Source organism: Citrobacter portucalensis (genome assembly GCF_002042885.1).
Lineage (GTDB): Bacteria > Pseudomonadota > Gammaproteobacteria > Enterobacterales > Enterobacteriaceae > Citrobacter > Citrobacter portucalensis.
The window spans coordinates 290,674-313,771 of the sequence record NZ_MVFY01000003.1 but is presented as its reverse complement, the minus strand read 5'-3'; the positions used below and the strand labels follow the sequence as shown (position 1 = coordinate 313,771).

Below are 23,098 nucleotides of genomic sequence, written 5' to 3'. Positions count from 1 at the left end.
GGCTTTTTTTTGGAAGCGGTAGGTTGGATAAATGGCATCCGTCAATAAGGCTCAGTCATAAAGCCATTTACCTGCTTTTGCAGACTCTGTCAGCATACGGAGGGTTAATGGCTGTGGCTCATCGTCATCCCTGCTACAGGTAAAAATTGCATAAAGTATGAATGTCTCAATAGGCCAATATTTATAGAAATCGAAATTGGCGCAATCAACATTGAAAGTTGCAAAGTAAGCATCCATGATGTCTGCGCCCGTTTCACTGGCCCACACATAATCTCCTGTTGAAAGACTTGTGTCGAGGGTGACTGGCCAACGCTTTTTAAAGAATAAGCTGGGTTTATTAAATGTCTCATCGTACCAGGCGATGACATCATTATCACTTACCATAGCTTATCTTTACCTCTGGCTATAGTGTTGTATTTAATTGTGGCTTTGTATGAAATCGCAGTCACGTCATAAGCCATTATGACAATCCCCAATATTGGGATCCATCTTCCAACAAAAGCGCCCAAATTGGTTACATATGCAAATTTTAATCGTCTTATACTTCCTGTAGTTAGGGTGGGTAAACGTCTGGTTTCTATATTTAACCAGTGTCGTAGCTGAGAGCTCAGTGGTGATGTGCCTGCTGTTGCTCCTATCGGCTTACCTCTGGTTGCGATCGTAGGTTGACCAAGTAAAATTAGACCCAAGGTCATGTAATCATTTACGCCAAATTGTTCACTTGTTTCATCCAGGAAAATCCAGAAAAGAAGTTCTCCTGCTGAAAGATTAGCAAACCCTCTGTAAAAATATGTACCGTTAAGCTCTTCGATAGTGTCCATATGATTTCACTTATTCGGTTATGCGTTCATTCCAGGCATCCGAATATTGGATGTTACCATCGAGATAATGCCAAGTAATTTTATCGTAACGCAGCTGTACTTGTTCTCTATGACCAACATTGATGACAGTTTTAGTGTCATGCATCATCGGTGTTACGGATACAACTTTAACCCCTTCGAGGAGCATGTTGTAGTACTCTGCTTCCTGACCTGCATTATTGATCTCGTACCACCTAAATTCTGCCGATTGCAAGCTTTGCCCTGTGGCAACGGCTTTAAAAAGATAAGGTGAAGCGCTATCGAATTCCTTCTCAAAAATCAATGCGCCGTGCACACGTGTGCCAGTAAGCTTTCCTGTATTGCCATCCGTTGGGATGTAAAGGTTATGGCTAAACGATGTCACCTCGATTGAGTGTTCGCGATTGGTTACATCAACAGATCCCTTTATAAGTAAGCCACCATCGTCTTTGAGCCAGAGATAAGCAGGAATTGCCATTTTAATAATCCATTTTGTTGAGAAAATAATATATGAGGGTTTTTACGATTGGTTTGCAATAGTGAAGGTGTTAATAATAGAGAAAAAATAAATAAACCATTCCACGGCTGAATTTAAAATATCTATATATAAGCAGGATGATTTGTTATGGAAGATTAATTCATTTTGAAAGTAGGCCGGATAAGCGCAAGTGCCATCCGGCATCAGGTTAACATGTAAGCGCCACTTACATGTTGACTCGTAATTCACTGAAGAGTCGCCAGCGTGCTCTCAATTCTATTTAACTTCTGATTGGCCTCTTTCAGCTCATCCTGCAACCGTTGCTCCTGCTCGCCATAGACCATCAGGACGATACAGCCATTCATCACTTTTACGGTAATCTGTTGCCCCGTATCAAACCCCGCTTCGCGTAGCCACTTGCCGGAAAGAATAATTTTTGGCGTGGATTTGTCGAAAACATTCGGGCGATATCCCACAATTAGCGAACGCTCAGTTCCGGATTGGTCGATGTCTGGGGTAGAATGCGAATCAGCCATAATCAACTCCTTGATAGTTGATGAGGTTAGCTCTCGTCGGGTACTGCGAGTACCAGGCGAGGGCGTTATAAGTCAGGTCGCCAGATATAAAGGTACGTACCTGGTTGGTGGTGTACTGCTCTTATAGGTACGTACATGTCAACAGCTAAACGCGATCCAAATCAGTCTAAATCCGGAAAAGCACCAACTTTCCAGATTCGTATCACACCCGAGTTAAAGGCGCAGTTCGAGGCTGCGGCAAAGGCCGAAGGGATGAGTTTAGGGAATTGGCTCAAAACATTAGGGAGAAAGGAGTTGGAACGGTTAGGTATTGAGCCACAGGATAAATAGTGAATAGATTAATTGCCCTGTCTTGCAGGAATATTTATAATTTCCATTTTTAGGGCATTTTCTCCTGAGAATATTGCAGCCAACCCCTGTCTAATTTTTAATTTATCGTTTTCTATTGCCCCGTGGGCCATAGGTGAATATATGGCTGTTTGTAATTGAACTCGCTCAAAATCATACCCAATATCTTTCGCTATCTCTGATAGCAAGTCTAGAAAAAGATTGTTGCTTGTTTGGTTCCATATGGTGCCAGATGCATTATCATTATCAGGGTAAGATGTATTTAAATGCGCAAAGTATAGTTTCCACGAAGATAATACCTTACTTTCAGAATCGCTTCTCTTGGTTCTTCCTCTTTTTATTTTTCCGTAAAATGCTAAGTCGATCATATTTAATGCGCGAACATGTTCATTAGACAGTCGAGAGTTCTGAGATCGAGTAGCCATAAGTTGTTTGAATATATCAATTTTTAATGATTTTTTCTGAGAATATCTTTCTATAAATTTCTGTGTCTGAATGGCTAATAATGGGCTAATTACAGTAGCAGCGATGGCCATGATCGTAAGGGCAGTGCTCATATGGGATTCTCGTTAATCATAAATGAAAATAGATATTGTGGGCGAGAATTATAAAAGCATGCATATGCTGAGAATATATGGCAAATGGCTGGGATGATATGAGAATTTTGGCGGAAGATCACAGGAGTCGAACCTGCCCGGGACCGCTGGCGGCCCCAACTGGATTTGAAGTCCAGCCACCTCACCGGAGATGACGATCTTCCGCGCCTCGATTGCTACATGGAGGCGGGGCGCATTATAGCTACTTCCAAACGTTTCCACACCCCCTCACTCACTTTTTTAACTTCCGTTTCTCCATACCATGACCAGTTTCAAATAAATCCCCGCAAAATCCATTACTTACACTTAGACACATTTTTTGACGCTACTCTGATCACAGAAAACAAGAATCGTAATTTGATAACGAGATATCGGAATACCCGCGCTCACAGGGATGGTTTACAAGAACTGTAACCGGTATCAGTGCGTGTGAAAGTGCTAACAAGGATGCGTAATGAAAAGTGAGATTTTGTCCGTTAAAGAGAAGATTGGCTACGGCATGGGCGATGCCGCCAGCCACATCATCTTTGATAACGTTATGTTATATATGATGTTCTTCTATACCGATATTTTTGGTATCCCGGCCGGTTTTGTCGGCACGATGTTCTTACTGGCTCGCGCGCTGGATGCTATCTCAGACCCTTGCATGGGACTGCTCGCCGACCGCACCCGTTCGCGCTGGGGGAAATTCCGCCCGTGGGTGCTGTTTGGCGCTCTGCCATTTGGTCTGGTCTGTGTGCTCGCCTACAGCACGCCGGATCTCAGCCTGCACGGCAAAATGATTTATGCCGCAATCACCTACACGCTGCTGACCCTGCTTTATACCGTGGTGAATATTCCCTACTGCGCGCTGGGCGGTGTGATAACCAATGACCCAACGCAGCGTATCTCCCTGCAGTCATGGCGCTTTGTGCTGGCGACGGCGGGCGGCATGCTCTCCACCGTGCTGATGATGCCGCTGGTGAATCTGATTGGCGGCGAAGATAAAGCGTTGGGCTTCCAGGGCGGGATTGCCGTGCTCTCGGTTGTGGCGTTCCTGATGCTGGCGTTTTGCTTCTTCACTACCAAAGAACGCGTGGAAGCGCCGCCGAGCAGCAACTCAATGCGTGAAGACCTGCGCGACATCTGGCAGAACGACCAATGGCGTATCGTCGGCCTGCTGACCATCCTCAACATCCTTGCCGTCTGCGTTCGCGGCGGGGCGATGATGTATTACGTCACCTGGATTCTGGGTACCCCGGAAGTGTTTGTCGCCTTCCTCACCACCTATTGCGTCGGCAATCTTATCGGCTCTGCGCTGGCAAAACCGCTGACTGACTGGAAATGCAAAGTCAGCATCTTCTGGTGGACGAACGCCCTGCTGGCGGTCGTCAGTCTGGCAATGTTCTTTGTGCCGATGCACGCAAATCTCACCATGTTCGCCTTCATCTTCGTGATTGGCGTACTGCATCAGCTCGTGACGCCAATCCAGTGGGTGATGATGTCCGACACCGTTGATTACGGCGAGTGGTGTAACGGAAAACGTCTGACGGGGATCAGCTTCGCGGGCACGCTGTTCGTGCTCAAGCTGGGTCTGGCGCTCGGCGGGGCGATGATCGGCTGGATGCTGGCGGGCGGCGGTTACGATGCCGCAGCGAAAACCCAGAACAGCGCCACCATTAGCATCATTATCGCATTGTTCACGATTGTCCCGGCTATTTGTTACCTGTTGAGTGCCGTGATTGCCAAACGCTTCTATACCCTGAAAACGCCGTATCTGACGGAAATCATGAGTCAGCTGGCTCAGGGTGCGCACCGCAATCAGCAGGATTTTTCGACGAAAGAATTACAGAACTAAGGAACCAACGATGAAAATTAGCGACGGAAACTGGCTGACGCAGCCTGGCCTGAATTTAACTCACCCGATTCAGGTATTCGAGGTCGAGCAACAGGGTAACGAGATGATTGTCTACGTTGCGCCGCGCGATGTGCGTGAACGTACCTGGCAACTGGATACTCCACTCTTCACCCTGCGCTTTTTCTCGCCACAGGAAGGCGTGGTGGGTGTGCGTATGGAACATTTCCAGGGCGCGTTGAATAACGGTCCGCACTATTCGCTGAACGTGCTGCAGGACGTCAACGTAGAGATACAAAACACCGCTGAATTTGCCGAACTGAAAAGCGGTAATTTGAGCGTGCGGGTCACTAAAGGTGAGTTCTGGTCGCTGGATTTCCTGCGTAACGGCGAACGTATTACCGGCAGCCAGCTGAAAAATAACGGCTACGTGCAGGACACCAACAGCGGGAAAAACTATATGTTTGAACGCCTGGATCTGGGCGTTGGCGAAACAGTGTACGGTCTGGGCGAGCGCTTTACTGCGCTGGTACGTAACGGCCAGACGGTGGAAACATGGAATTGCGATGGTGGCACCAGTACCGAGCAGTCTTACAAGAACATCCCGTTTTATCTCACCAACCGTGGTTACGGCGTGCTGGTAAACCATCCGCAGTGCGTGTCGTTTGAAATTGGCTCTGAGAAAGTGTCAAAAGTGCAGTTCAGCGTTGAAAGCGAGTATCTGGAATATTTCGTCATCGACGGCCCTACGCCGAAAGCGGTGCTGGATCGCTATACCCGCTTTACCGGTCGTCCGGCGCTGCCGCCAGCCTGGTCATTCGGTTTGTGGCTGACTACATCGTTCACCACTAATTACGATGAAGAGACGGTGAACAGTTTTATCGATGGGATGGCCGAGCGCAATCTGCCGCTGCACGTCTTCCATTTCGACTGCTTCTGGATGAAAGCCTTCCAGTGGTGCGACTTTGAGTGGGATCCGGTGACCTTCCCTGACCCGGAAGGCATGATCCGCCGCCTGAAAGAGAAAGGGCTGAAGGTCTGCGTATGGATAAACCCCTATATCGGCCAGAAATCCCCGCTGTTCAATGAACTGAAAGAGAAAGGTTATCTGCTCAAGCGCCCGGACGGCTCCCTGTGGCAATGGGATAAATGGCAGCCGGGCCTGGCGATTTATGACTTTACCAATCCTGAAGCCTGCGAGTGGTATGCCAACAAGCTGAAAGGTCTGGTGGATATCGGCGTTGACTGCTTCAAAACTGACTTTGGCGAACGCATTCCTACTGACGTTAAGTGGTTTGACGGTGCCGATCCGCAGAAAATGCACAACCATTATGCGTACATCTACAACGAACTGGTATGGAACGTGCTGAAAGAGACCGTCGGTGAAGAAGAGGCCGTGCTGTTCGCCCGTTCGGCCTCGGTCGGCGCGCAGCAGTTTCCGGTGCACTGGGGCGGTGACTGCTATGCCAACTATGAATCGATGGCCGAAAGCCTGCGTGGCGGGTTGTCCATCGGCCTGTCCGGCTTTGGCTTCTGGAGTCACGATATTGGCGGCTTTGAGAATACCGCCCCGGCGCACGTCTACAAGCGCTGGTGTGCGTTTGGGTTGCTCTCCAGCCACAGCCGCCTGCACGGTAGTAAATCCTACCGTGTTCCATGGGCGTACGATGATGAATCCTGCGATGTGGTGCGCTACTTCACTGAGCAAAAATGCCGCATGATGCCATACCTGTATCGCGAAGCGGCGCGCGCCAATGAACTCGGAACGCCGATGATGCGCGCAATGATGCTGGAGTTCCCGGACGATCCGGCATGTGATTATCTCGACCGCCAGTACATGCTGGGCGATAGCGTGATGGTTGCGCCGGTGTTTAGCGAGGCGGGTGATGTGCAGTTCTATCTGCCGGAAGGACGCTGGACGCATCTGTGGCGTAACGACGAGGTGGTGGGCAGCCGTTGGCATAAGCAGCAGCATGACTTCCTGAGTCTGCCGGTTTATGTGCGCGACAATACACTGCTGGCGCTGGGCTGCAACAACCAGAAGCCGGACTACGCCTGGCACGAAGGGACGGCGTTCCAGCTGTTCCATCTGCAGGAGGGTCGGGAGGCGATTTGTGAAGTCCCGGCGGCTGACGGTTCGGTTATCTTCACGCTGAAGGCGACGCGCACGGGTAATACCATCACCGTGCAAGGAAGTGGCGAAGCGCGCAACTGGACGCTGTGTCTGCGTAATATTACGCAGGTTAGCGGCGTGAAGGGCGGCTCATCTGTGGGCAGTGAGTGGGGAACGGTTGTCACGCCGGATGCGGATGTGCTGACGATTACCCTGTAAGTAAATCTCAACGTGGGCTGGATGGCGACGCAATGCGTTTTATCCGGCCCACGCTGCGAGCAGCATTCCAGATCTGAAAATCCAAAACATCCTGAATTAAATTTTTATCTCCCCATATTTGCGAGCGATATCACTCTGAATCCCACGAAAAATGTGATCTGCGCCGTAAATATTTCACTATTTCCCGTTTTTGTCTTATTTCTGTCCGGAATACAGGACACGATTTAGTATTGTTGGCGCATCGTAGTCCTCTTATATTTATCATCACGGATTACACGTGGAGCATCAATGCTTCTTTATAACCTAAATAATTCGAGTTGCAGGAAGGCGGCGACGCAGCGAATCCCCTGAACGTACATAAGTACGTGACTGGGGTGAGCGAGGAAAGCCAACGCACATGCAGCTTGAAGTATGACGGGTATAGATATTTAATCTGGTATGTAATAAGGGTAAATAATGCAAATGATTACCTCGCGACAAAACAGATTATTAAAATTTCTTCTGTCTAAGAAGGAATATGTCACGCTGCTGAAAATTGCCGAATATTTATCTGTTTCAGAGAAAACTGTGCAGCGCGATCTGCGCTTACTGGAACCATGGTTATCAGAATGGAAAATAGCCATCGATAAACGTGCTGGTGCTGGGGTGATATTAAGTGCTGATAATATTACAGACCTTTTATATATGGACCAGTTATTAGGAACGGAGGGTGATGATGCTGACGGCATGATGAATAATTCACGGCGAGTCAAGATAGCTTCACAATTATTAAGCGAAACGCCGCATGAAACGTCGATCAGTAAATTATCCGAACGTTATTTCATTAGTAGCGCATCGATTGTTAACGATCTGAAAGTAATTGAATCCTGGATTACCCCGTTGGGCCTGTCGTTGATTCGTAGTCAGAGCGGCACGCACATTGAAGGCAGCGAGAGCGGTGTGCGCCAGGCGATGGCGTCGCTGATTAACGGTGTGATTAACCATAATGAACCCGGCAGCGTGATTTATTCACGCCTGGATCCGGGCAGTTATAAAGCGTTAGTGCATTACTTTGGCGAAGAAGACGTTTTATTTGTCCAGACGTTATTGCAGGAAATGGAGAACGACCTGTGCTGGTCGCTCGGCGAGCCTTATTACGTCAATATCTTTACCCATATTCTGATCATGATGTACCGCATCACGCGGGGCAATGCGCTTCCGAGAAAAGAAGAGAGCATCTCTACCTGTGATGAGAACATATTTTCCATTGCCAGTCGCATGATTCAGCATATCGAAAAACGCATTGCCCACCCGCTGCCGGAAGACGAAGTCTGGTTTATATATCAATACATTATCTCCTCGGGTGTGGTGATTGAAGAGCATAATGACGTGAGCGTGATTGGTCATATGCACTCCAGCGACGAAGCGCGTTTGATTACCCATCGGTTGATTGCCACCTTCGCCGAGATGGTCGACAGCGATCTTAGCCAGGACACGGCGCTGTATGACGGATTGCTGATCCACATTAAGCCGCTGATTAACCGACTGAACTACCAGATCCGCATTCGTAATCCGCTGCTGGAGGATATCAAAGGCGAGTTGCAGGACGTGTGGCGTCTGACCCAATGTGCGGTGAATCGGGTGTTTAGCGGTTGGGGCGAGCGGGCCGTGTCGGAAGATGAAGTGGGATATTTAACCGTGCATTTTCAGGCTGCAATGGAGCGTCAGATAGCGCGTAAACGCGTACTACTGGTCTGTTCAACGGGTATCGGCACTTCTCACTTACTCAAAAGCCGTATTCTACGCGCCTTTCCGGACTGGACTATCGTCGGCGTGGTGTCGGCAGGCAGCCTGCCCACTGTACTGACGGACGATATTGAACTGGTGGTATCGACGATTAATTTACCCGCGGTTGCCATGCCGGTCGTGTATGTCACTGCCTTCTTCAATGATGCGGATATTAAGCGGGTAACAGAAACGGTTATTACGGAAAAATTACATCGGGCGACGTCGCTGGTCGTTGAAAATTAATGTCTGAACTCCATGAGGTATGATTGATGGACATCACGAAAATACTCAATACAAATCGCGTTATTTTGGACATGAAGGCTACAAGCAAAACGGAGGCTATTGAGGAACTGACGGATATTCTGCAAAAAGATGGAGCAATTAGCTGTCGCGAAACGTTTATTCAGGATGTCTGGCAACGTGAGTCAGAAGGCTCGACCGGCTTCGAAAACCATATTGCGATCCCGCACGGGAAATCCTCGGCGGTGGTCAATACCACGCTGGCGATTGGGCGTACCCGCCAGGATATTCCCTGGGAAACCCTGGACGGCAGCAACGTGCGCTGCATTATTCTGTTTGCCGTACGTCTTGAAGATCAAAACACCACCCATATTCGTCTGCTTTCGCAGGTTGCTGGCGCGTTGGCAGATGACGACATTATTGAACAACTATTAGTTGAAAGTAGTCCACAAAAAATTATTGAGCTTTTTAGCCAATATGCTGAATCCAATGTCTGCTAAATAAAATGTGGAGCATGTTATGAATATTGTTTGTGTTGCCGCCTGTACGGCGGGTATTGCGCACACCTATATTGCCCGTGAGAAGTTAATTAAAGGTGCCAAAGCGCTTGGTCATAATATAAGAGTTGAAACCCAGGGCACCATTGGCACAGAAAACGAACTGCTGACAGAAGATATTTCTGCGGCTGATGTCGTGATTCTTGCTGTCGATGTAAAAATAAAAGGGGAGGAGAGATTTTCAAACAAACGCATTGTGCGAGTAAAAACTGAAATCGTCATAAAATCGCCCATTCAGTTTCTTGAAAAGGTTGAAAAATCATTAGTTAATAATAACCAGTAGCGTTCCTCATTCTGGAGGGGTTTCACATGAGTGAAAATAAAATTCCGCTATCTCAGGAAATAAAAAAACATTTATTAACGGGAATTTCGTGGATGATCCCGTTAATTGTCGCCGCCGGGATCTGTATTGCTCTCGGGCAAATACTTGGCGGCACTAACGTCGGTGAAAAAACAGGAACTATTCCCTGGATGCTCAACCAGATTGGCGGCTGGGGGATGGGGTTAATCGTACCGCTGATTAGTGCGGCGATTGCGTACTCCATTGCTGACCGTCCGGGATTCGCGCCGGGTCTGATTGTCGGCTTCGTCTGCGGAGAAATTCATACCGGTTTTATCGGTGGGATGCTGGGCGGATTTCTGGTCGGTTATACCGTCCTGCTGCTCAAGCGCTATATCCGTTTGCCGCAGTCGATGCAGGGGTTGATGCCCATCATGGTGCTGCCGGTACTGAGTACCGTTATCGGCGGCCTGTTGATGATGACGCTGATTGGCAAGCCGATTGCCTGGCTGCAGGACGCGTTGATTCATCTGCTGGAGTCCATGCAGGGCGGATCCCGCTTTCTGATGGGCGCTATCCTCGGTGCGATGGCGACATTCGACTTCGGTGGGCCGGTGAATAAAACCATGTCGCTGTTTGCTGACGGCATGCTGGTCAGCGGCGTGTACGGTCCGGAAGCGGTGAAGTTTGTTGGTTCGATGATCCCTCCATTTGGCATTACGCTCTCTTTCCTGCTGACGCGTCACAAGTACACCCGTGCGGAACGTGAGGCGCTGAAGGCTGCATTCCCGATGGGGATCTGCATGATTACCGAAGGGGTTATTCCGATTGCGGCGCGCGACCTGCTGCGCGTGGTGGGCTCCTGCGTGGTGGCCTCGGCGATTGCGGGTGGCCTGATTATGGTGTGGGGTGTCGAAAGCCCGGTACCGCACGGCGGCATGTTTGTGGTTCCGCTCTTTACGCATCCGCTGCTGTTTTGCCTGGCGCTGGGGATCGGTACGGTGATTTGTGGCGTCATGCTGTCGCTGTGGAAGAAACCGGTAACCGAGCGTGATGAAGAGTTTGACGAACTCAGCGATCAAAAGCTGAAAGACGAAGAAATCACCTTCACCCTGGAATAACCGGAGGCCATATGTTTGCCGATATGAAAAGCATGGTGACCAAAGCCTGGCGCGAACAGTACGCGCTGCTGGCCATCAACTGTATGAACCTGGAAAGCGCCCGCGCAGCGGTGCGAGTGGCGGAGAAACACCGTGCGCCCATCATCCTGAATTTGTATCAGGGGCATCTGGAGCATTTTCCGGCCCCGATAGCGGCAGCGGTGGTCAAAACGCTGGCAGAGGAAGCCTCGGTACCGGTCGCGCTGGCGCTGGATCATGGAAAGGATCCTGTACGCATTCGCCAGGCTTTTCGCGCCGGATTCAGCGGCTTAATGATCGACGCCTCCGCCTTTGCGCTGGAGGAGAACATTCGCCAGACCCGGGCGGTGGTTGAGCTTGCAGCCAGCGTTTCTCTGTGCGTGGAAGGCGAGCTGGGTCATTTGGCCGATGCTCCGTGCTATGACCACGCCGCTAACGCTGATTTGATGACCCAGGCCGCCGACGTGGAACCCTTCATCCAACAGACCGGGATCGATTTGCTGGCGGTTTCGGTGGGTACGGCACACGGCATGTACGCGCCGGGTATCACTCCTGCTATTGATTTCCAGCGGCTGGAGGAAATAGCCCGGTTATCAACGGTGCCGCTGGCGCTGCATGGCGGCAGCGGGACGCCGTTTGACCAGCTACAGCGCTGTCCGACGTTTGGTGTCGCCAAGATAAACGTTGGTGCGGCGGTTTTCGAAGCCGGAAAGGCTGCGCTACTGCATACCCTGTGTCGCGACACATCCGGTGAACTCGTTGATGCCCTGGCCCTGATGGAACAGGCCTGCGAGGAAGCCATTATTCCGTACCTGCAGGCCAGCGGCGCTATCGGCAAAGCCTGATTCATTTTCTGTAACGCCTTCTATGCCTCTGCGATGACGCACTGGCAGGGCTTTCTACACCCTGAAACTGGAGAATTAACATGTTAGTTTCGATGAAAGAATTACTGCAACCTACCCGTCAGCACGGTTTTGCCATCGGCGCATTCAACGTGGCGGACAGCTGCTTTGTACGCGCAGTAGTGGAAGAAGCGGAGGCGACCAATACCCCGGCGATTATCTCCATTCACCCCAGCGAACATGATTTTGTCGGCGATGCGTTTTTTAGCTATGTCCGTGATATCACCCTGCGCAGCCCGGTTCCCTTTACTCTGCATCTGGACCACGGCGCTTCGGTTGAGCATGTCCTGCGGGCGATTCAGTGTGGGTTTACCTCGGTGATGATTGATGGCTCGCTGCTACCATATGAAGAGAACGTGGCGCTGACCCGCGAAGTGGTCAAACTGGCGCATGCGGTAGGTGTTTCGGTGGAAGGGGAGTTGGGAACGATTGGCCAGACTGGGACGTCAGTGGAAGGCGGCGTGTCGAAAGTAACTTATACCGATCCTGCTCAGGCTGAGGATTTTATCGCCCGAACGGGTGCAGACACGCTGGCGGTGGCGATTGGAACCGCGCACGGGATCTACCCGAAAGGGATGCAGCCTGAGCTGCAAATGAACATCCTGCGCGATATCGCCGGGCGTGTGGATATTCCGCTGGTGCTGCACGGTGGTTCCGCGAACCCGGATGCGGAAATTGCCGAATCCGTGACGCTGGGCGTTGGCAAAATCAACATTTCCAGCGATATGAAATACGCCTACTTCCAGAAAGTCCGCGAAATCCTGGCGAAAGAAACCTGGTGGGACCCGAACGTAATCTATCCGGAAGCCATTAGCGCCGCGCGGGACGTGATCCGCCACAAAATGAAACTGTTCGGTTCAACCGGCAAAGCATCACTTTACTAACGGCATGCAGGCGGGGCGACCCGCCTCTTTCGCAACAAGGAAAAGTGGAATGAAGCGTTCACACATTAATTATGCCGTCGATAAAGCGCATGCCATCGCTGAGACTTTTCGGGTCTGTCTGCCTGATTTCGCATATTTTACGGTCGATGCCTGGCGGCAACAGGATCAAACTCTGTGGCGTGAAGTGCGTGATCTCCAGTTGGGCTGGGATATTACCGACTTCGGGCACGGAGATTTTGCGCAAACGGGGCTGACGTTACTAACGTTGCGCAATGGTCTGATGGGGTCAGCGGATTACCCCAAACCGTATGCCGAAAAGATGCTGCAAATTCAGCAGGATCAGCAAACGCCATGGCATTTTCATCGCCATAAAATGGAAGATATCGTTAATCGCGGCGGCGGTGATTTATGTATGCAGCTGGCGTGGGTCACGCCTGATGATGAGTATGACGCCCGACGCGTTGTTGAGGTTAGCGTGGATGGTCAGCGGCGTACCGTTAACGCTGGCGAGACGCTGGTATTGAAACCGGGACAAGGAGTGTGCCTGCCACCGCGCTTGTATCATCGCTTTTGGGCGGAGAAGGCGTTCGTGCTGGGCTGGGAAATCTCGATGGTCAATGACGACCAGCATGACAACCACTTTCTGGAATCTGGCGGTCGCTTCCCGGTGATTGAAGAAGACGAGCCGGTGAAGTGGCTGTTGTGCAGTGAATATATTCGCTTATGAGCGTGAGTAGGCCCGGTAAGCGAAGCGTCACCGGGCAATAAATCATTGTGCGGGTGGTGGTGCAGTGACTTCACTCCCCGAAACCACGCCCGCCTGCATAGTTTGCGTTACCTGCTGTTTCTCCACGTTCACCGCATGCAGCTGACCGTTGACCGTTGGCTTGAGCGGCGCATCGGCCTGAATATTGCCGCTGGCGGTAAGCTGGATGTTGCCATCGCCGGAAAGCGGCAGTGCGGGCCAGCCCCACTGCTGCAGGATCGTCATTGGCACGCCGCGCCCGTTCAGGCTGACCTGCGTCTGGCGCTGAGGTAGCTGCGAAATGCTGGCAGTGGCCTCCAGCAGTCCTTTTTCCGTATAGGCGCTCAGTTCGCTGATATTGATGGTGCTGCTGTTTGCCGTTAGCGCCAGCGAAGGACGACGCACATCCGTACGGTTAAAGGTGGCTGCGGCAGCGTTGAGGGTGGCGCTCCCGCTCCAGATCCCCCACTGATTGTTCTGTACCAGCCCGAGGTTAGCGCCGTAGCCGTCCAGTGCAGTGAGCTGCCACGGGAAACTCGGGTCGATATCAATCACCAGATTGCGGCTGGCGCTGAATTTCTTCAGCGTCAGGCTGTTTAGCCACTCTGGCAGGGGTTTCATCCACAGCTGCTTCCAGTTTTCCGGCAGCGTGTATTCCAGACCAGCAATAGCGGCATCGTCAAGGACCAGCGCTTTGTTGCTGCGCATCCAGTTTCCGGATGTTCTGACCATACCGCCTTCCCAGCGGGTGGTGAACTGGCGCAGCGCAATGCCCTGCGGTGAGAACTCGGCGTTCAGAATCGGATCGAAGAAGTGCAGAGAGCCGTAAATAAACTCGCTGGCATTCATCGACAGTTTGCCTTCCTGAGTTTGCCAGTCGTCCTTGCTGAAGGTCATGTTGCGCAAGCTCAGATCGAGATCCGTCACCGCCCAGTCGGGGCCTTGCAGACGGGCATCCGTCACTTCCAGACGACCAATTTGCAGGGAAGGAATAGTGCTTAACGGGGCAAAAAAGTCGGCCAGCGATTTGTCGCTTTGCAGCCGGATATCGTTCAGGCGCAGATTCTCCACAACCCAACTCCCGTCGGCATTGCGTTGCGCTACGCCGGTTAATGCCCCACGCGCCACGTCAGCGCCAATATTGCTTAGCGTCACCCGGTCATGGTCGATGCTGCCTTCAATCAAGACGTTGGTAGTTGGAACATCGTTGAGCGTCAACGAACTGGCGCTGAGCTGAATTTGCGCTTTGCTCCCGAGAATTTTACCTGCCTCAGGGCTCCAGGGAATGACGCCGCCGTTAACGCGCTGGGCGCTGAGATTCCACTCGCTGCCGGGGCTGTTAAGCGCCATATCCTGCAATTGCAGGCGATCGGCCTGGAACGGCAGCGGTGCGGTTTGCTGGGAAAGATTCAGCGTGCCGTTTTGCAACAAAATGGTGTCTACGTGCAGCGGGTCGGTGATTTGGCGGCTACTCAGCCCAATATCGACCGTTTTAGCGACCAGCGTTGCGGGTTGACCATCCCGGCCAAAGGTGACGTTTTCCAGCAGAATATGGGAAGGGGAGGAAAACCGGTGATCGATGGCATCAAACGCCAGATGGTAGCTGCTGTTCTCCGAAACCCAGGCGCTGACGTGCTCTGCCCCCCAGCGGGTTTGCAGTAGAAAATAAAGGCCGAGAATCGCCACTGCAAGGGCGATCAGCACGTAAAGAAGCAGCTTTCCAATAAATTTCATGGTCTTCCATCCCGCGAAGTGCACATAGTCAAGTTATGCACGATTTAGGCGCAATGCTCAAGGCGGGAATGGTGAAAGAGCGTTACAGCGGCGTTGATTCAGAACCAACGCCGCATTTTGCTTATTGCTTTTCTGGTGGGAATACCAGATTCAGAACGATTGCGGTAATACCGCCAGCGGCGATACCGGAAGAGAGTAGGTTTTTCACCCAATCCGGGGCGAACTGGAGAATCAGCGGCTGCTGGGAAACACCCAGACCAACGGCCAGCGACAGCGCGATAATCAGAATCGCGCGGCGGTTCAACGGCTCGCGGGACACGATACGCACACCGGATGCTGCGATAGTACCGAACATCACCAGCGTTGCGCCGCCCAGTACCGGCTCAGGAATATGCTGTACAAAACCGCTGACTGCCGGGAACAGGCCCAGCGCGATCAACATCAGCGCCACCACAAAACCAACGTAGCGGCTGGCAACGCCTGTTAACTGAATAACCCCATTGTTCTGGCCAAAACAGGAGTTCGGGAAGGTGTTGAACACGGCGGAAACAAACGAGTTCAGACCGTTCGCCAGCACGCCGCCTTTCAGGCGCTTCATATACAGCGGACCAGAAACCGGCTGCTCGGAGACATCAGAGGTGGCCGTAATATCGCCGATGGTTTCCAGTGAAGTGATCATAAAGACCAGCATCAGCGGCAGCAGTAAACTCCAGTCGATGCCCAGGCCATAATACAGCGGCGTTGGCACCATCAGCAGGTCCTGACTTACCGGTGCGGTATTTTGCGGCAGCATGTCCATAAACCAGGCCAGCAGATAGCCTGCCGCCATCGCAATCACCAATGACGCAACGCGCAGGTACGGGTTGCGTTGACGGTTAAGCAGGATGATTAGCGCCAGCACCACGCCTGCCAACAGTAAATTCTTCGGCGCACCAAAGGTGTTGTCGCTCATTGCGGCATAGCCACCGCCAATCGATGTCAGACCCACCTGAATCAACGACAGGCCGATAATCATCACTACCACCCCTGAGACCAGCGGAGTAATAATACGACGCGCCAGGTGCAGGACACGCGAGATAACCATCTCGGTGCAGCTTGCCAGCATCAGCGTACCGAACAGCGCCGCCATCATGGTTGGGACATCTGCGCCACCGGTTTTTAGCGCCGTACCGCCCATAATCAGTGGCGCAACAAAGTTAAAGCTGGTGCCCTGAATGGATAGCAGCCCTGAGCCGACCGGCCCCCAGGCTTTGATCTGGATGATAGAAGCCACGCCGGAGGCGAACAGCGACATACTGATAATGTGTTGAGTATCCTGAGCCGGTAAACCAAGCGCCTGGCAAATTAACAGAGCAGGGGTGATCACCGCGACGAACATGGCCAGCAGATGCTGACAGGCGGCAAACAGGGTCTGGGCTAACGGGGGGCGATCTTCAAGACGGTAAATCAGTTCACTGTTGTGAGTCTGCGCAACCGGTTGCGCATTTGTTGACTCTACGGCGTTAACGGACATCAGAGGCAATCCCATGGTGGAAAAGCGGTGATTTTATCTGACCAGGGCAGAAAAGCAAACGTTTGCTAGCAGGTATTCTTAATATTTAAAACGGATAAACAAACATTTTTATATAACTTTTCATCATTTTCTGCTTAAAATCCACTCCGAAAACTCAATAAGAGCTAAAAATCGGTCTGGAATGCATCGTGCGTGATTGTGCTAAACGCACTAATGGAGCTGTAAATGTTTTATCTCGATACGTTATCAACGCTGGTTGCGGCAACCCTTGTGTTGCTGCTGGGACGTAAGCTCGTCCAGTCTGTTTCCTTCCTGAAAAAATACACCATTCCCGAACCCGTTGCAGGCGGATTGCTGGTGGCGATTGCGCTGCTGGTGCTGAAAAAAAGCATGGGTTGGGAAGTGAACTTCGATATGACCCTGCGCGATCCGCTGATGCTGGCTTTCTTCGCCACTATCGGCCTGAACGCCAATATCGCCAGTTTGCGTGCTGGCGGCCGCGTGGTGGGTATTTTTCTGATTGTGGTTGTTGGCTTGTTGCTGATGCAAAACGCCATCGGTATCGGTATGGCGACCCTGCTGGGTCTGGACCCGCTGATGGGTCTGATCGCTGGCTCGATCACCCTCTCTGGTGGACACGGAACCGGGGCCGCGTGGAGCAAGCTGTTTATTGAACGTTATGGCTTCACCAATGCGACTGAAGTGGCGATGGCTTGCGCAACGTTTGGTCTGGTGTTGGGTGGGCTGATTGGCGGCCCGGTGGCACGCTATCTGGTCAAACACTCCACCACGCCAGACGGTATGCCGGACGATCAGGCCGTGCCGACCGCATTTGAAAAGCCGGACGTTGGGCGCATGATCACCTCGCTGGTGCTGATTGAAACCATTGCTCTGATCGCTATCTGTCTGACGGTGGGTAAAATCGTTGCGCAAATGCTGGTTGGAACAGTGCTGGAATTGCCGACCTTCGTCTGCGTGCTGTTTGTTGGGGTGATCCTCAGTAACGGTCTGGCGCTACTGGGTTTTTATCGGGTGTTCGAACGTGCAGTTTCGGTGCTGGGTAACGTAAGTCTGTCGCTGTTCCTGGCGATGGCGCTGATGAGTCTGAAGCTGTGGGAACTGGCTTCACTGGCCTTGCCGATGCTGGCAATCCTGGTTGTGCAGACTATTTTCATGGCGCTGTACGCGATATTCGTCACCTGGCGCATGATGGGTAAGAACTACGATGCCGCCGTGCTGGCAGCCGGACACTGTGGTTTTGGTCTCGGCGCGACGCCGACGGCGATTGCCAACATGCAGGCGATTACCGAACGTTTTGGACCATCCCATATGGCGTTTCTGGTGGTGCCGATGGTGGGGGCGTTCTTTATCGATATCGTCAACGCGCTGGTGATTAAGCTGTATCTGCTGTTACCGATTTTCGCGCAATAACGGCTGTGCGGCGGGATAACATCCGCCGCCGCTATGAATTAACTACGCGTTGGAGTAGCGTTCGGTTTCCGGCATCCAGCGCTCTATCAGTGCCACGGCCTGTTGCGGATAACGTTCGTGAATATGGCGGGCAATGCGCTGAACTTCCGGGATAATCGCCTGATCGCGCAGTAAATCTGCGACCTTGAATTCTGCCGTTCCGGTCTGGCGAGTACCTAACAGCTCGCCGGGGCCGCGAATCTCTAAATCTTTTTGCGCAATTACGAACCCGTCGTTGCTGTCTCGCAGAACCTGCAGGCGTTTCTGCGCGGTTTTAGACAGCGGTGATTTGTAGAGCAGAACGCAGTGGGAAGCCACCGCGCCACGGCCTACGCGACCACGCAACTGGTGCAACTGGGCCAGACCTAAGCGTTCCGGGTTTTCAATAATCATCAGGCTGGCGTTTGGCACGTCCACGCCCACTTCAATCACCGTGGTGGCAACCAGCAGATGCAGTTCACCCTGCTTAAAGGCCGCCATTACTGACTGCTTCTCGGCGGGCTTCATGCGCCCATGTACCAGGCCAATATTGAGTTCTGGCAGCGCCAGTTTAAGCTCTTCCCACGTCGCTTCTGCCGCCTGAGCTTCCAACAAGTCGGACTCTTCAATCAGCGTACAGACCCAGTATGCCTGACGTCCTTCGTGGGTACAGGCGTTGCGCACGCGATCAATGATATCGCTGCGGCGGGTATCCGGAATGGCGACCGTAGTGACCGGCGTACGCCCCGGAGGCAGTTCGTCAATGACCGACGTGTCGAGGTCAGCATAGGCTGTCATCGCCAGGGTACGTGGAATCGGCGTGGCGGTCATGATTAGCTGGTGTGGGTGGAAACCCTGCTGCTGACCTTTTTCCCACAGCGCCAGGCGCTGATGAACGCCGAAGCGGTGCTGTTCGTCGATGATAACCAGCGCCAGCCCGTTGAACTGCACCTGTTCCTGGAAAATCGCGTGCGTGCCGACAATCATCTGCACCTGACCGCTGGCGATGGCTTCTTGTTGCGCCAGACGCGCTTTACCTTTCTGCTTGCCCGCCAGCCAGCCCACTTCAACGCCCAGTGGCGCGAACCAGTTGCGGAAGTTATTTGCATGTTGTTCAGCCAATAGTTCGGTAGGAGCCATTAGCGCAACCTGCTTACCATGTGCGATAGCCCGCAGCGCGGCCAGCGCGGCAACCAGCGTTTTACCGGAGCCGACATCACCCTGCACCAGGCGCATCATCGGCACATCCAGTGCCATATCGCGTTCAATCTCAGCGGTAACGCGGGCCTGTGCGCCAGTAGGTTTGAACGGCAATGCTGCCAGCAGCTTATCTTTTAGCGCGTTGTTAGCACTTAACGGCTGGGCGTGAAAACGCTGTGCCCCGGCGCGTAGTGCCAGCATGCTGAGATTATGCGCCAGTAGTTCTTCGAGAATCAGACGTCGCTGCGCCGGATGCTGTCCGGTTTCCAGATCGCTGAGTTGCAGCGACGGTGGGGGGCGGTGCAACGTGCGCAGTGCTTCGGGTAGGCTCATCATGCCCTGTGACAGCTCTGGCGGCAGCAGTTCGGCAATGGCGCAGGTATCGAGTAGATCCAGTGCCTGATCGGTCAGCTTGCGCAGCGTGGCCTGCTTCACACCTTCGGTGGTTGGATATACTGGTGTGAGTGTTTCCTGCAATTCTGGCGTGCTGAGATCGCCTTGTACGCGGTATTCCGGGTGAATCATCTCTGCGCCGTATTTCCCGCGTTTGGCTTCGCCGTAGGCCAGTACCCTACGCCCGGTAGCGAGGCTGTTTTTCATCGCTGCGCTGAAGTTGAAAAAGCGCATGGTGAGAATCCCCGAGCCATCGCTGATTTGACAGGTCATCATCCGGCGGCCGCCGAAGGTAATATTGCAGTTCAGCACTTCGCCTTCAACGGTGGCATAGACACCCGGCAGCAGTTCGCCAATTGGGTACAGATGGGTACGGTCTTCGTAACGCAGAGGGAGGTGGAGCAGGAGGTCCTGCACGGTGTGCAGGCCAATTTTCGCCAGTTTACTGCTTTGCGCTGCGCCAACGCCGGTCAGAGAGTTGAGTGGGATGGCATCCAGTAAACGGCCTTTCATCGCGTTTATCTCGCAGATTGCATAGTGGCCCACCACGTTGCATCGGCTTCAATTTCGCCCTGCGTGTTTACGTGAGGGTAGGGAAGACCTTTGCGCTTAGCGACATTCGCCAGCACCGGATAACCGCCTTCAAACAGTAAGCGCTGCTGCTCTTCTTGTGGCAGCATGCTGTTTTCTCGTCGGTACATCCCCGCGTTTTGCCGCTGGCGCTGTGCTTCGTACAGAATCAGCGCGGAGGCGACAGAAACGTTCAGTGACTGCACCATGCCAGTCATGGGAATGATGATGTCCTGATCAGCCAGATTCAACGCTTCCTGAGTGATGCCGGTTTTCTCCTGGCCCATCAGGATGCAGGTGGGGCGCGTGTAATCAATCTCGCGAAAATCCACAGCTTTATCTGACAGATGGGTTGCCAGGACCTGCATGCCCCGGCTTTTTAAATGTGTGACCGCATCGCCAATGGTAAGGTGAGTTTTCACCTGCACCCAACTGTTGCTGCCTGCGGCAGAAGAGGCCATGGTGCGCATACGGCTACCCGGCCAGACGGCGTGGACTTCATGCACGCCAACCGCATCTGCAGTACGAATAATCGCAGAAACGTTATGAGGTTTGTGAACCTGCTCCATGCAGACGGTCAGATCGGGCTGACGACGTGCGAGCATCTCGCGGATACGTGCATAGCGCTGTTCATTCATAAGACTAGTTTCGGTTACGGGTGACTTTTATCACGTCCGGCATGACGCGGATTTTGCGCATGATATTCGCCAGGTGCACACGATCGCGAGCGGTCAGGCGAATAAAGGCGCTATAAACGCGGCCATCTTTCTCTTCCGTATTCAAACTTTGAATATTGGAGGTGGTCGTGTTGATTGCCGCCGTCAGGTTCGCCAGAGCACCCTGGTGGTTAAACATATCCACCTTAATCTCGGTGATGAATTCCTGCTCCGTCTCTTTATCCCATTCCACCGCCATAAACTTCTCTGGCTCTTTCTGGTAGCCACGAATATTACGGCAGGACTCATGGTGGATCACCAGACCTTTACCCGGACTGACGTGGGCAATGATTGGATCACCTGGAATTGGACGACAGCATTTCGCGAAAGTGATCAGCACGCCGTCTGCGCCTTTGATTGGCAGATGACCATGGCCAGATTGTGCTGGTACGTTCGCTGTTGCTTCGCCCTGCTGGAGGTTTTTCGCTACCACCACGCTCATGGCGTTACCCAGCCCGATTTCTGCGAGCAGATCGTCAAGCGTGGCGAGCTTCATACGCTCAAGCTCACGCTGGATGCTCTCTGGCGGGATCTCAGCCAGTTTACGGCTACCGCCCAGGGCATGGTTGAGCAGTCGACGACCCAGACTGACGGAATCATCGCGCTTGAGGTTTTTCAACAGTTGGCGAATCTTGGCGCGCGCTTTCGAACTGACGACGAAGTTTAGCCACGCTGCGTTCGGACGTGCGCCCGGCGCGGTGATAATCTCAACGGTCTGGCCGCTAAAGAGCGGTTGTGAAAGCGGGTAAGGCTGTCTGTCGACGCGCGCGCCGACGCAGGCGTGACCGATATCGGTATGCACGGCGTAGGCGAAGTCGACAGGCGTTGCACCGGCGGGCAGTTCGACAATGCGCCCTTCCGGTGTGAAAACATAAATCTCATCCGGGAAGAGATCAGATTTGACGCTTTCAATAAATTCAAACGAGCTACCGGCGCTCTGCTGCAGTTCCAGCAAGCTTTGCATCCAGCGCTGAGCGCGGATTTGCGCAGTGGTGCTGCTTTCGCCGCCGTGCTCTTTGTAAGCCCAGTGCGCTGCGACACCCATTTCTGCCATCTGGTCCATGTCTTCAGTACGAATCTGTACTTCAACCGGGACGCCATGAGGGCCGATCATTGAGGTGTGCAAAGACTGATATCCGTTCGCTTTCGGAATGGCGATATAGTCTTTCACGCGACCAGGGCGTGGTTTGTACAGGCTGTGCATCTGGCCGAGTACGCGATAGCAGGTATCGGAATCATGAACGATGACGCGAAATGCGTAGATATCCATGATGGAGTGAAAACGCTGCTCTTTGAGCACCATTTTGCAGTAAATAGAGTACAGGTGCTTCTCACGCCCGCTTACGCGACACGGAATACCTGCCTCCTGCAAACGCCCTTCGATTTCCGAGAGGATTTTTTGGATCATCTCTTTGCGGTTGCCGCGAGCGGCTTTAACCACTTCTTTAATCACGCGATAGCGGTTTGGGTACAGCGCTTCAAAACCCAGCTCTTCCAGCTCGGTTTTAATGTGATGAATACCTAAACGGTGTGCCAGCGGACTATAGATTTCGAGGGTTTCACGGGCGATGCGGCGACGTTTGTCCGGGCGTAATGAGCCCAGCGTGCGCATGTTGTGGGTGCGGTCGGCAAGTTTGATGAGAATGACGCGGATATCCTGCACCATTGCCATAATCATCTTGCGAAAGTTTTCAGCTTGCGCCTCTTTCTTATCGCGAAACTTAAGCTTATCAAGTTTCGATACCCCTTCTACCAGCTCTGCAACGCTTTTACCAAAAAGCTGTTCCATGTCCTGATAGGTGGCTGGGGTATCTTCAATCACGTCATGCAGCAGCGCAGCCATCAGCGTTTCGTAGTCGAGTTTCATCTCGGCCAGAATGCAGGCTACCGCTACCGGGTGCGTGATATAGGGTTCACCGCTTGAACGTGTCTGGCCCTCGTGAGCGTCACGTGCAACGAGATACGCCTGCCGAAGACGCTTAATCTGGTCTTCCGGCAGGTAGTTTTGAATCAGTTGATTCAGGCTTTCAAACAGATACAAGGGCG

At 52.6% G+C, this 23,098-nt stretch carries 21 protein-coding genes and 1 tRNA gene; 11 read left to right on the top strand and 11 right to left on the bottom strand.

Features of this window, described 5'->3' with window-relative positions; all coding sequences use genetic code 11:
- Nucleotides 1-51: 51 nt before the first annotated feature.
- From BZK40_RS06605 to BZK40_RS06590, 4 genes are all read right to left on the bottom strand, one after another.
- The gene (locus tag BZK40_RS06605) at nucleotides 52-384 is read right to left on the bottom strand and encodes a DUF1493 family protein (protein ID WP_079934363.1); all 333 of its coding nucleotides are present in this window, start codon (nucleotides 382-384) and stop codon (nucleotides 52-54) included.
- Nucleotides 378-821 carry an STM2901 family protein gene (locus BZK40_RS06600; protein WP_079934362.1) on the bottom strand — a complete coding sequence of 148 codons (444 nt, stop codon included), beginning with the start codon at nucleotides 819-821 and terminating at the stop codon, nucleotides 378-380. The genes BZK40_RS06605 and BZK40_RS06600 overlap by 7 nt, the downstream gene beginning before the upstream one ends.
- 10 nt (nucleotides 822-831) lie before the next feature.
- Complete coding sequence (locus BZK40_RS06595; protein WP_079934361.1) at nucleotides 832-1,317, bottom strand: Hcp family type VI secretion system effector; 486 nt, start codon at nucleotides 1,315-1,317, stop codon at nucleotides 832-834.
- 245 nt (nucleotides 1,318-1,562) lie between these two features.
- On the bottom strand, nucleotides 1,563-1,853 hold the full coding sequence (locus tag BZK40_RS06590) for a SymE family type I addiction module toxin (protein WP_079934360.1): 291 nt from the start codon (nucleotides 1,851-1,853) through the stop codon (nucleotides 1,563-1,565).
- Nucleotides 1,854-1,988: 135 nt separating this feature from the next.
- Between BZK40_RS06590 and BZK40_RS06585 the strand changes: the two genes are divergently transcribed.
- Entirely contained in the window at nucleotides 1,989-2,183 is a 195-nt protein-coding gene (locus tag BZK40_RS06585; protein ID WP_008786495.1) for a toxin-antitoxin system HicB family antitoxin, read from the top strand.
- Nucleotides 2,184-2,191: 8 nt separating this feature from the next.
- Here BZK40_RS06585 and BZK40_RS06580 read toward each other — a convergent pair whose 3' ends face one another.
- Nucleotides 2,192-2,758 carry a DUF6680 family protein gene (locus tag BZK40_RS06580; protein WP_060682980.1) on the bottom strand — a complete coding sequence of 189 codons (567 nt, stop codon included), beginning with the start codon at nucleotides 2,756-2,758 and terminating at the stop codon, nucleotides 2,192-2,194.
- Between the two features lie 108 nt (nucleotides 2,759-2,866).
- Nucleotides 2,867-2,961, bottom strand: a tRNA-Sec gene (locus tag BZK40_RS06575).
- A 290-nt stretch (nucleotides 2,962-3,251) separates the two neighbouring features.
- Between BZK40_RS06575 and BZK40_RS06570 the strand changes: the two genes are divergently transcribed.
- From BZK40_RS06570 to BZK40_RS06530, 9 genes are all read left to right on the top strand, one after another.
- Complete coding sequence (locus BZK40_RS06570; RefSeq protein WP_079934359.1) at nucleotides 3,252-4,634, top strand: glycoside-pentoside-hexuronide family transporter; 1,383 nt, start codon at nucleotides 3,252-3,254, stop codon at nucleotides 4,632-4,634.
- Between the two features lie 10 nt (nucleotides 4,635-4,644).
- Nucleotides 4,645-6,963 carry an alpha-xylosidase gene (gene yicI / locus BZK40_RS06565; RefSeq protein ID WP_079934358.1) on the top strand — a complete coding sequence of 773 codons (2,319 nt, stop codon included), beginning with the start codon at nucleotides 4,645-4,647 and terminating at the stop codon, nucleotides 6,961-6,963.
- Between the two features lie 456 nt (nucleotides 6,964-7,419).
- Nucleotides 7,420-8,973 carry a BglG family transcription antiterminator gene (locus BZK40_RS06560; RefSeq protein ID WP_032945399.1) on the top strand — a complete coding sequence of 518 codons (1,554 nt, stop codon included), beginning with the start codon at nucleotides 7,420-7,422 and terminating at the stop codon, nucleotides 8,971-8,973.
- Nucleotides 8,974-8,999: 26 nt separating this feature from the next.
- Entirely contained in the window at nucleotides 9,000-9,470 is a 471-nt protein-coding gene (locus tag BZK40_RS06555; protein WP_008786490.1) for a PTS sugar transporter subunit IIA, read from the top strand.
- Nucleotides 9,471-9,489: 19 nt separating this feature from the next.
- Nucleotides 9,490-9,810: a PTS fructose transporter subunit IIB gene (locus tag BZK40_RS06550; protein ID WP_003844521.1), complete on the top strand. Its 321-nt coding sequence runs from the start codon at nucleotides 9,490-9,492 to the stop codon at nucleotides 9,808-9,810.
- Between the two features lie 26 nt (nucleotides 9,811-9,836).
- Complete coding sequence (locus BZK40_RS06545; protein WP_003827232.1) at nucleotides 9,837-10,928, top strand: PTS fructose transporter subunit IIC; 1,092 nt, start codon at nucleotides 9,837-9,839, stop codon at nucleotides 10,926-10,928.
- Between the two features lie 11 nt (nucleotides 10,929-10,939).
- Entirely contained in the window at nucleotides 10,940-11,791 is an 852-nt protein-coding gene (locus tag BZK40_RS06540; RefSeq protein WP_032945395.1) for a class II fructose-bisphosphate aldolase, read from the top strand.
- 80 nt (nucleotides 11,792-11,871) lie between these two features.
- The gene (locus tag BZK40_RS06535) at nucleotides 11,872-12,732 is read left to right on the top strand and encodes a ketose-bisphosphate aldolase (RefSeq protein ID WP_003024018.1); all 861 of its coding nucleotides are present in this window, start codon (nucleotides 11,872-11,874) and stop codon (nucleotides 12,730-12,732) included.
- Nucleotides 12,733-12,781: 49 nt separating this feature from the next.
- Entirely contained in the window at nucleotides 12,782-13,459 is a 678-nt protein-coding gene (locus tag BZK40_RS06530; RefSeq protein WP_079934357.1) for a D-lyxose/D-mannose family sugar isomerase, read from the top strand.
- A gap of 42 nt (nucleotides 13,460-13,501) precedes the next feature.
- Here the strand turns inward: BZK40_RS06530 and BZK40_RS06525 are convergent, their stop codons facing one another.
- Both BZK40_RS06525 and xanP read right to left on the bottom strand, forming a co-directional pair.
- Entirely contained in the window at nucleotides 13,502-15,211 is a 1,710-nt protein-coding gene (locus tag BZK40_RS06525; protein ID WP_079934356.1) for an AsmA family protein, read from the bottom strand.
- A gap of 121 nt (nucleotides 15,212-15,332) precedes the next feature.
- Nucleotides 15,333-16,724 carry a xanthine/proton symporter XanP gene (xanP, locus tag BZK40_RS06520; RefSeq protein ID WP_003024026.1) on the bottom strand — a complete coding sequence of 464 codons (1,392 nt, stop codon included), beginning with the start codon at nucleotides 16,722-16,724 and terminating at the stop codon, nucleotides 15,333-15,335.
- Nucleotides 16,725-16,949: 225 nt separating this feature from the next.
- On the opposite strand from xanP, the gene gltS reads away from it, so the two are divergent.
- Nucleotides 16,950-18,155 (top strand): sodium/glutamate symporter, encoded by a 1,206-nt coding sequence (gltS, locus tag BZK40_RS06515; RefSeq protein WP_003024029.1) that lies wholly within the window; start codon nucleotides 16,950-16,952, stop codon nucleotides 18,153-18,155.
- 42 nt (nucleotides 18,156-18,197) lie between these two features.
- Here the strand turns inward: gltS and recG are convergent, their stop codons facing one another.
- The 3 genes from recG to spoT are packed head-to-tail and all read right to left on the bottom strand — an operon-like array spanning nucleotide 18,198 to nucleotide 23,093.
- Complete coding sequence (gene recG, locus BZK40_RS06510; protein WP_079934355.1) at nucleotides 18,198-20,279, bottom strand: ATP-dependent DNA helicase RecG; 2,082 nt, start codon at nucleotides 20,277-20,279, stop codon at nucleotides 18,198-18,200.
- A 5-nt stretch (nucleotides 20,280-20,284) separates the two neighbouring features.
- The gene (gene trmH, locus BZK40_RS06505; RefSeq protein ID WP_048237018.1) at nucleotides 20,285-20,974 is read right to left on the bottom strand and encodes a tRNA (guanosine(18)-2'-O)-methyltransferase TrmH; all 690 of its coding nucleotides are present in this window, start codon (nucleotides 20,972-20,974) and stop codon (nucleotides 20,285-20,287) included.
- A 4-nt stretch (nucleotides 20,975-20,978) separates the two neighbouring features.
- Entirely contained in the window at nucleotides 20,979-23,093 is a 2,115-nt protein-coding gene (spoT, locus tag BZK40_RS06500) for a bifunctional GTP diphosphokinase/guanosine-3',5'-bis pyrophosphate 3'-pyrophosphohydrolase (RefSeq protein WP_003024038.1), read from the bottom strand.
- Between the last annotated feature and the right edge of the window lie 5 nt (nucleotides 23,094-23,098).

Excerpts from the sequence above, each read along its gene's own strand:
- BZK40_RS06555 (WP_008786490.1), top strand. The coding sequence starts at position 9,000 with ATGGACATCACGAAAATACTCAATACAAATCGCGTTATTTTGGACATG.
- BZK40_RS06560 (WP_032945399.1), top strand. The coding sequence starts at position 7,420 with ATGCAAATGATTACCTCGCGACAAAACAGATTATTAAAATTTCTTCTG.
- BZK40_RS06580 (WP_060682980.1), bottom strand. The coding sequence starts at position 2,758 with ATGAGCACTGCCCTTACGATCATGGCCATCGCTGCTACTGTAATTAGC.
- recG (WP_079934355.1), bottom strand. The coding sequence starts at position 20,279 with ATGAAAGGCCGTTTACTGGATGCCATCCCACTCAACTCTCTGACCGGC.
- BZK40_RS06585 (WP_008786495.1), top strand. The coding sequence starts at position 1,989 with ATGTCAACAGCTAAACGCGATCCAAATCAGTCTAAATCCGGAAAAGCA.
- BZK40_RS06545 (WP_003827232.1), top strand. The coding sequence starts at position 9,837 with ATGAGTGAAAATAAAATTCCGCTATCTCAGGAAATAAAAAAACATTTA.
- BZK40_RS06550 (WP_003844521.1), top strand. The coding sequence starts at position 9,490 with ATGAATATTGTTTGTGTTGCCGCCTGTACGGCGGGTATTGCGCACACC.
- BZK40_RS06595 (WP_079934361.1), bottom strand. The coding sequence starts at position 1,317 with ATGGCAATTCCTGCTTATCTCTGGCTCAAAGACGATGGTGGCTTACTT.
- BZK40_RS06590 (WP_079934360.1), bottom strand. The coding sequence starts at position 1,853 with ATGGCTGATTCGCATTCTACCCCAGACATCGACCAATCCGGAACTGAG.
- BZK40_RS06540 (WP_032945395.1), top strand. The coding sequence starts at position 10,940 with ATGTTTGCCGATATGAAAAGCATGGTGACCAAAGCCTGGCGCGAACAG.
- trmH (WP_048237018.1), bottom strand. The coding sequence starts at position 20,974 with ATGAATGAACAGCGCTATGCACGTATCCGCGAGATGCTCGCACGTCGT.
- BZK40_RS06605 (WP_079934363.1), bottom strand. The coding sequence starts at position 384 with ATGGTAAGTGATAATGATGTCATCGCCTGGTACGATGAGACATTTAAT.
- BZK40_RS06535 (WP_003024018.1), top strand. The coding sequence starts at position 11,872 with ATGTTAGTTTCGATGAAAGAATTACTGCAACCTACCCGTCAGCACGGT.
- BZK40_RS06530 (WP_079934357.1), top strand. The coding sequence starts at position 12,782 with ATGAAGCGTTCACACATTAATTATGCCGTCGATAAAGCGCATGCCATC.
- xanP (WP_003024026.1), bottom strand. The coding sequence starts at position 16,724 with ATGTCCGTTAACGCCGTAGAGTCAACAAATGCGCAACCGGTTGCGCAG.
- gltS (WP_003024029.1), top strand. The coding sequence starts at position 16,950 with ATGTTTTATCTCGATACGTTATCAACGCTGGTTGCGGCAACCCTTGTG.
- yicI (WP_079934358.1), top strand. The coding sequence starts at position 4,645 with ATGAAAATTAGCGACGGAAACTGGCTGACGCAGCCTGGCCTGAATTTA.
- BZK40_RS06570 (WP_079934359.1), top strand. The coding sequence starts at position 3,252 with ATGAAAAGTGAGATTTTGTCCGTTAAAGAGAAGATTGGCTACGGCATG.
- BZK40_RS06525 (WP_079934356.1), bottom strand. The coding sequence starts at position 15,211 with ATGAAATTTATTGGAAAGCTGCTTCTTTACGTGCTGATCGCCCTTGCA.
- BZK40_RS06600 (WP_079934362.1), bottom strand. The coding sequence starts at position 821 with ATGGACACTATCGAAGAGCTTAACGGTACATATTTTTACAGAGGGTTT.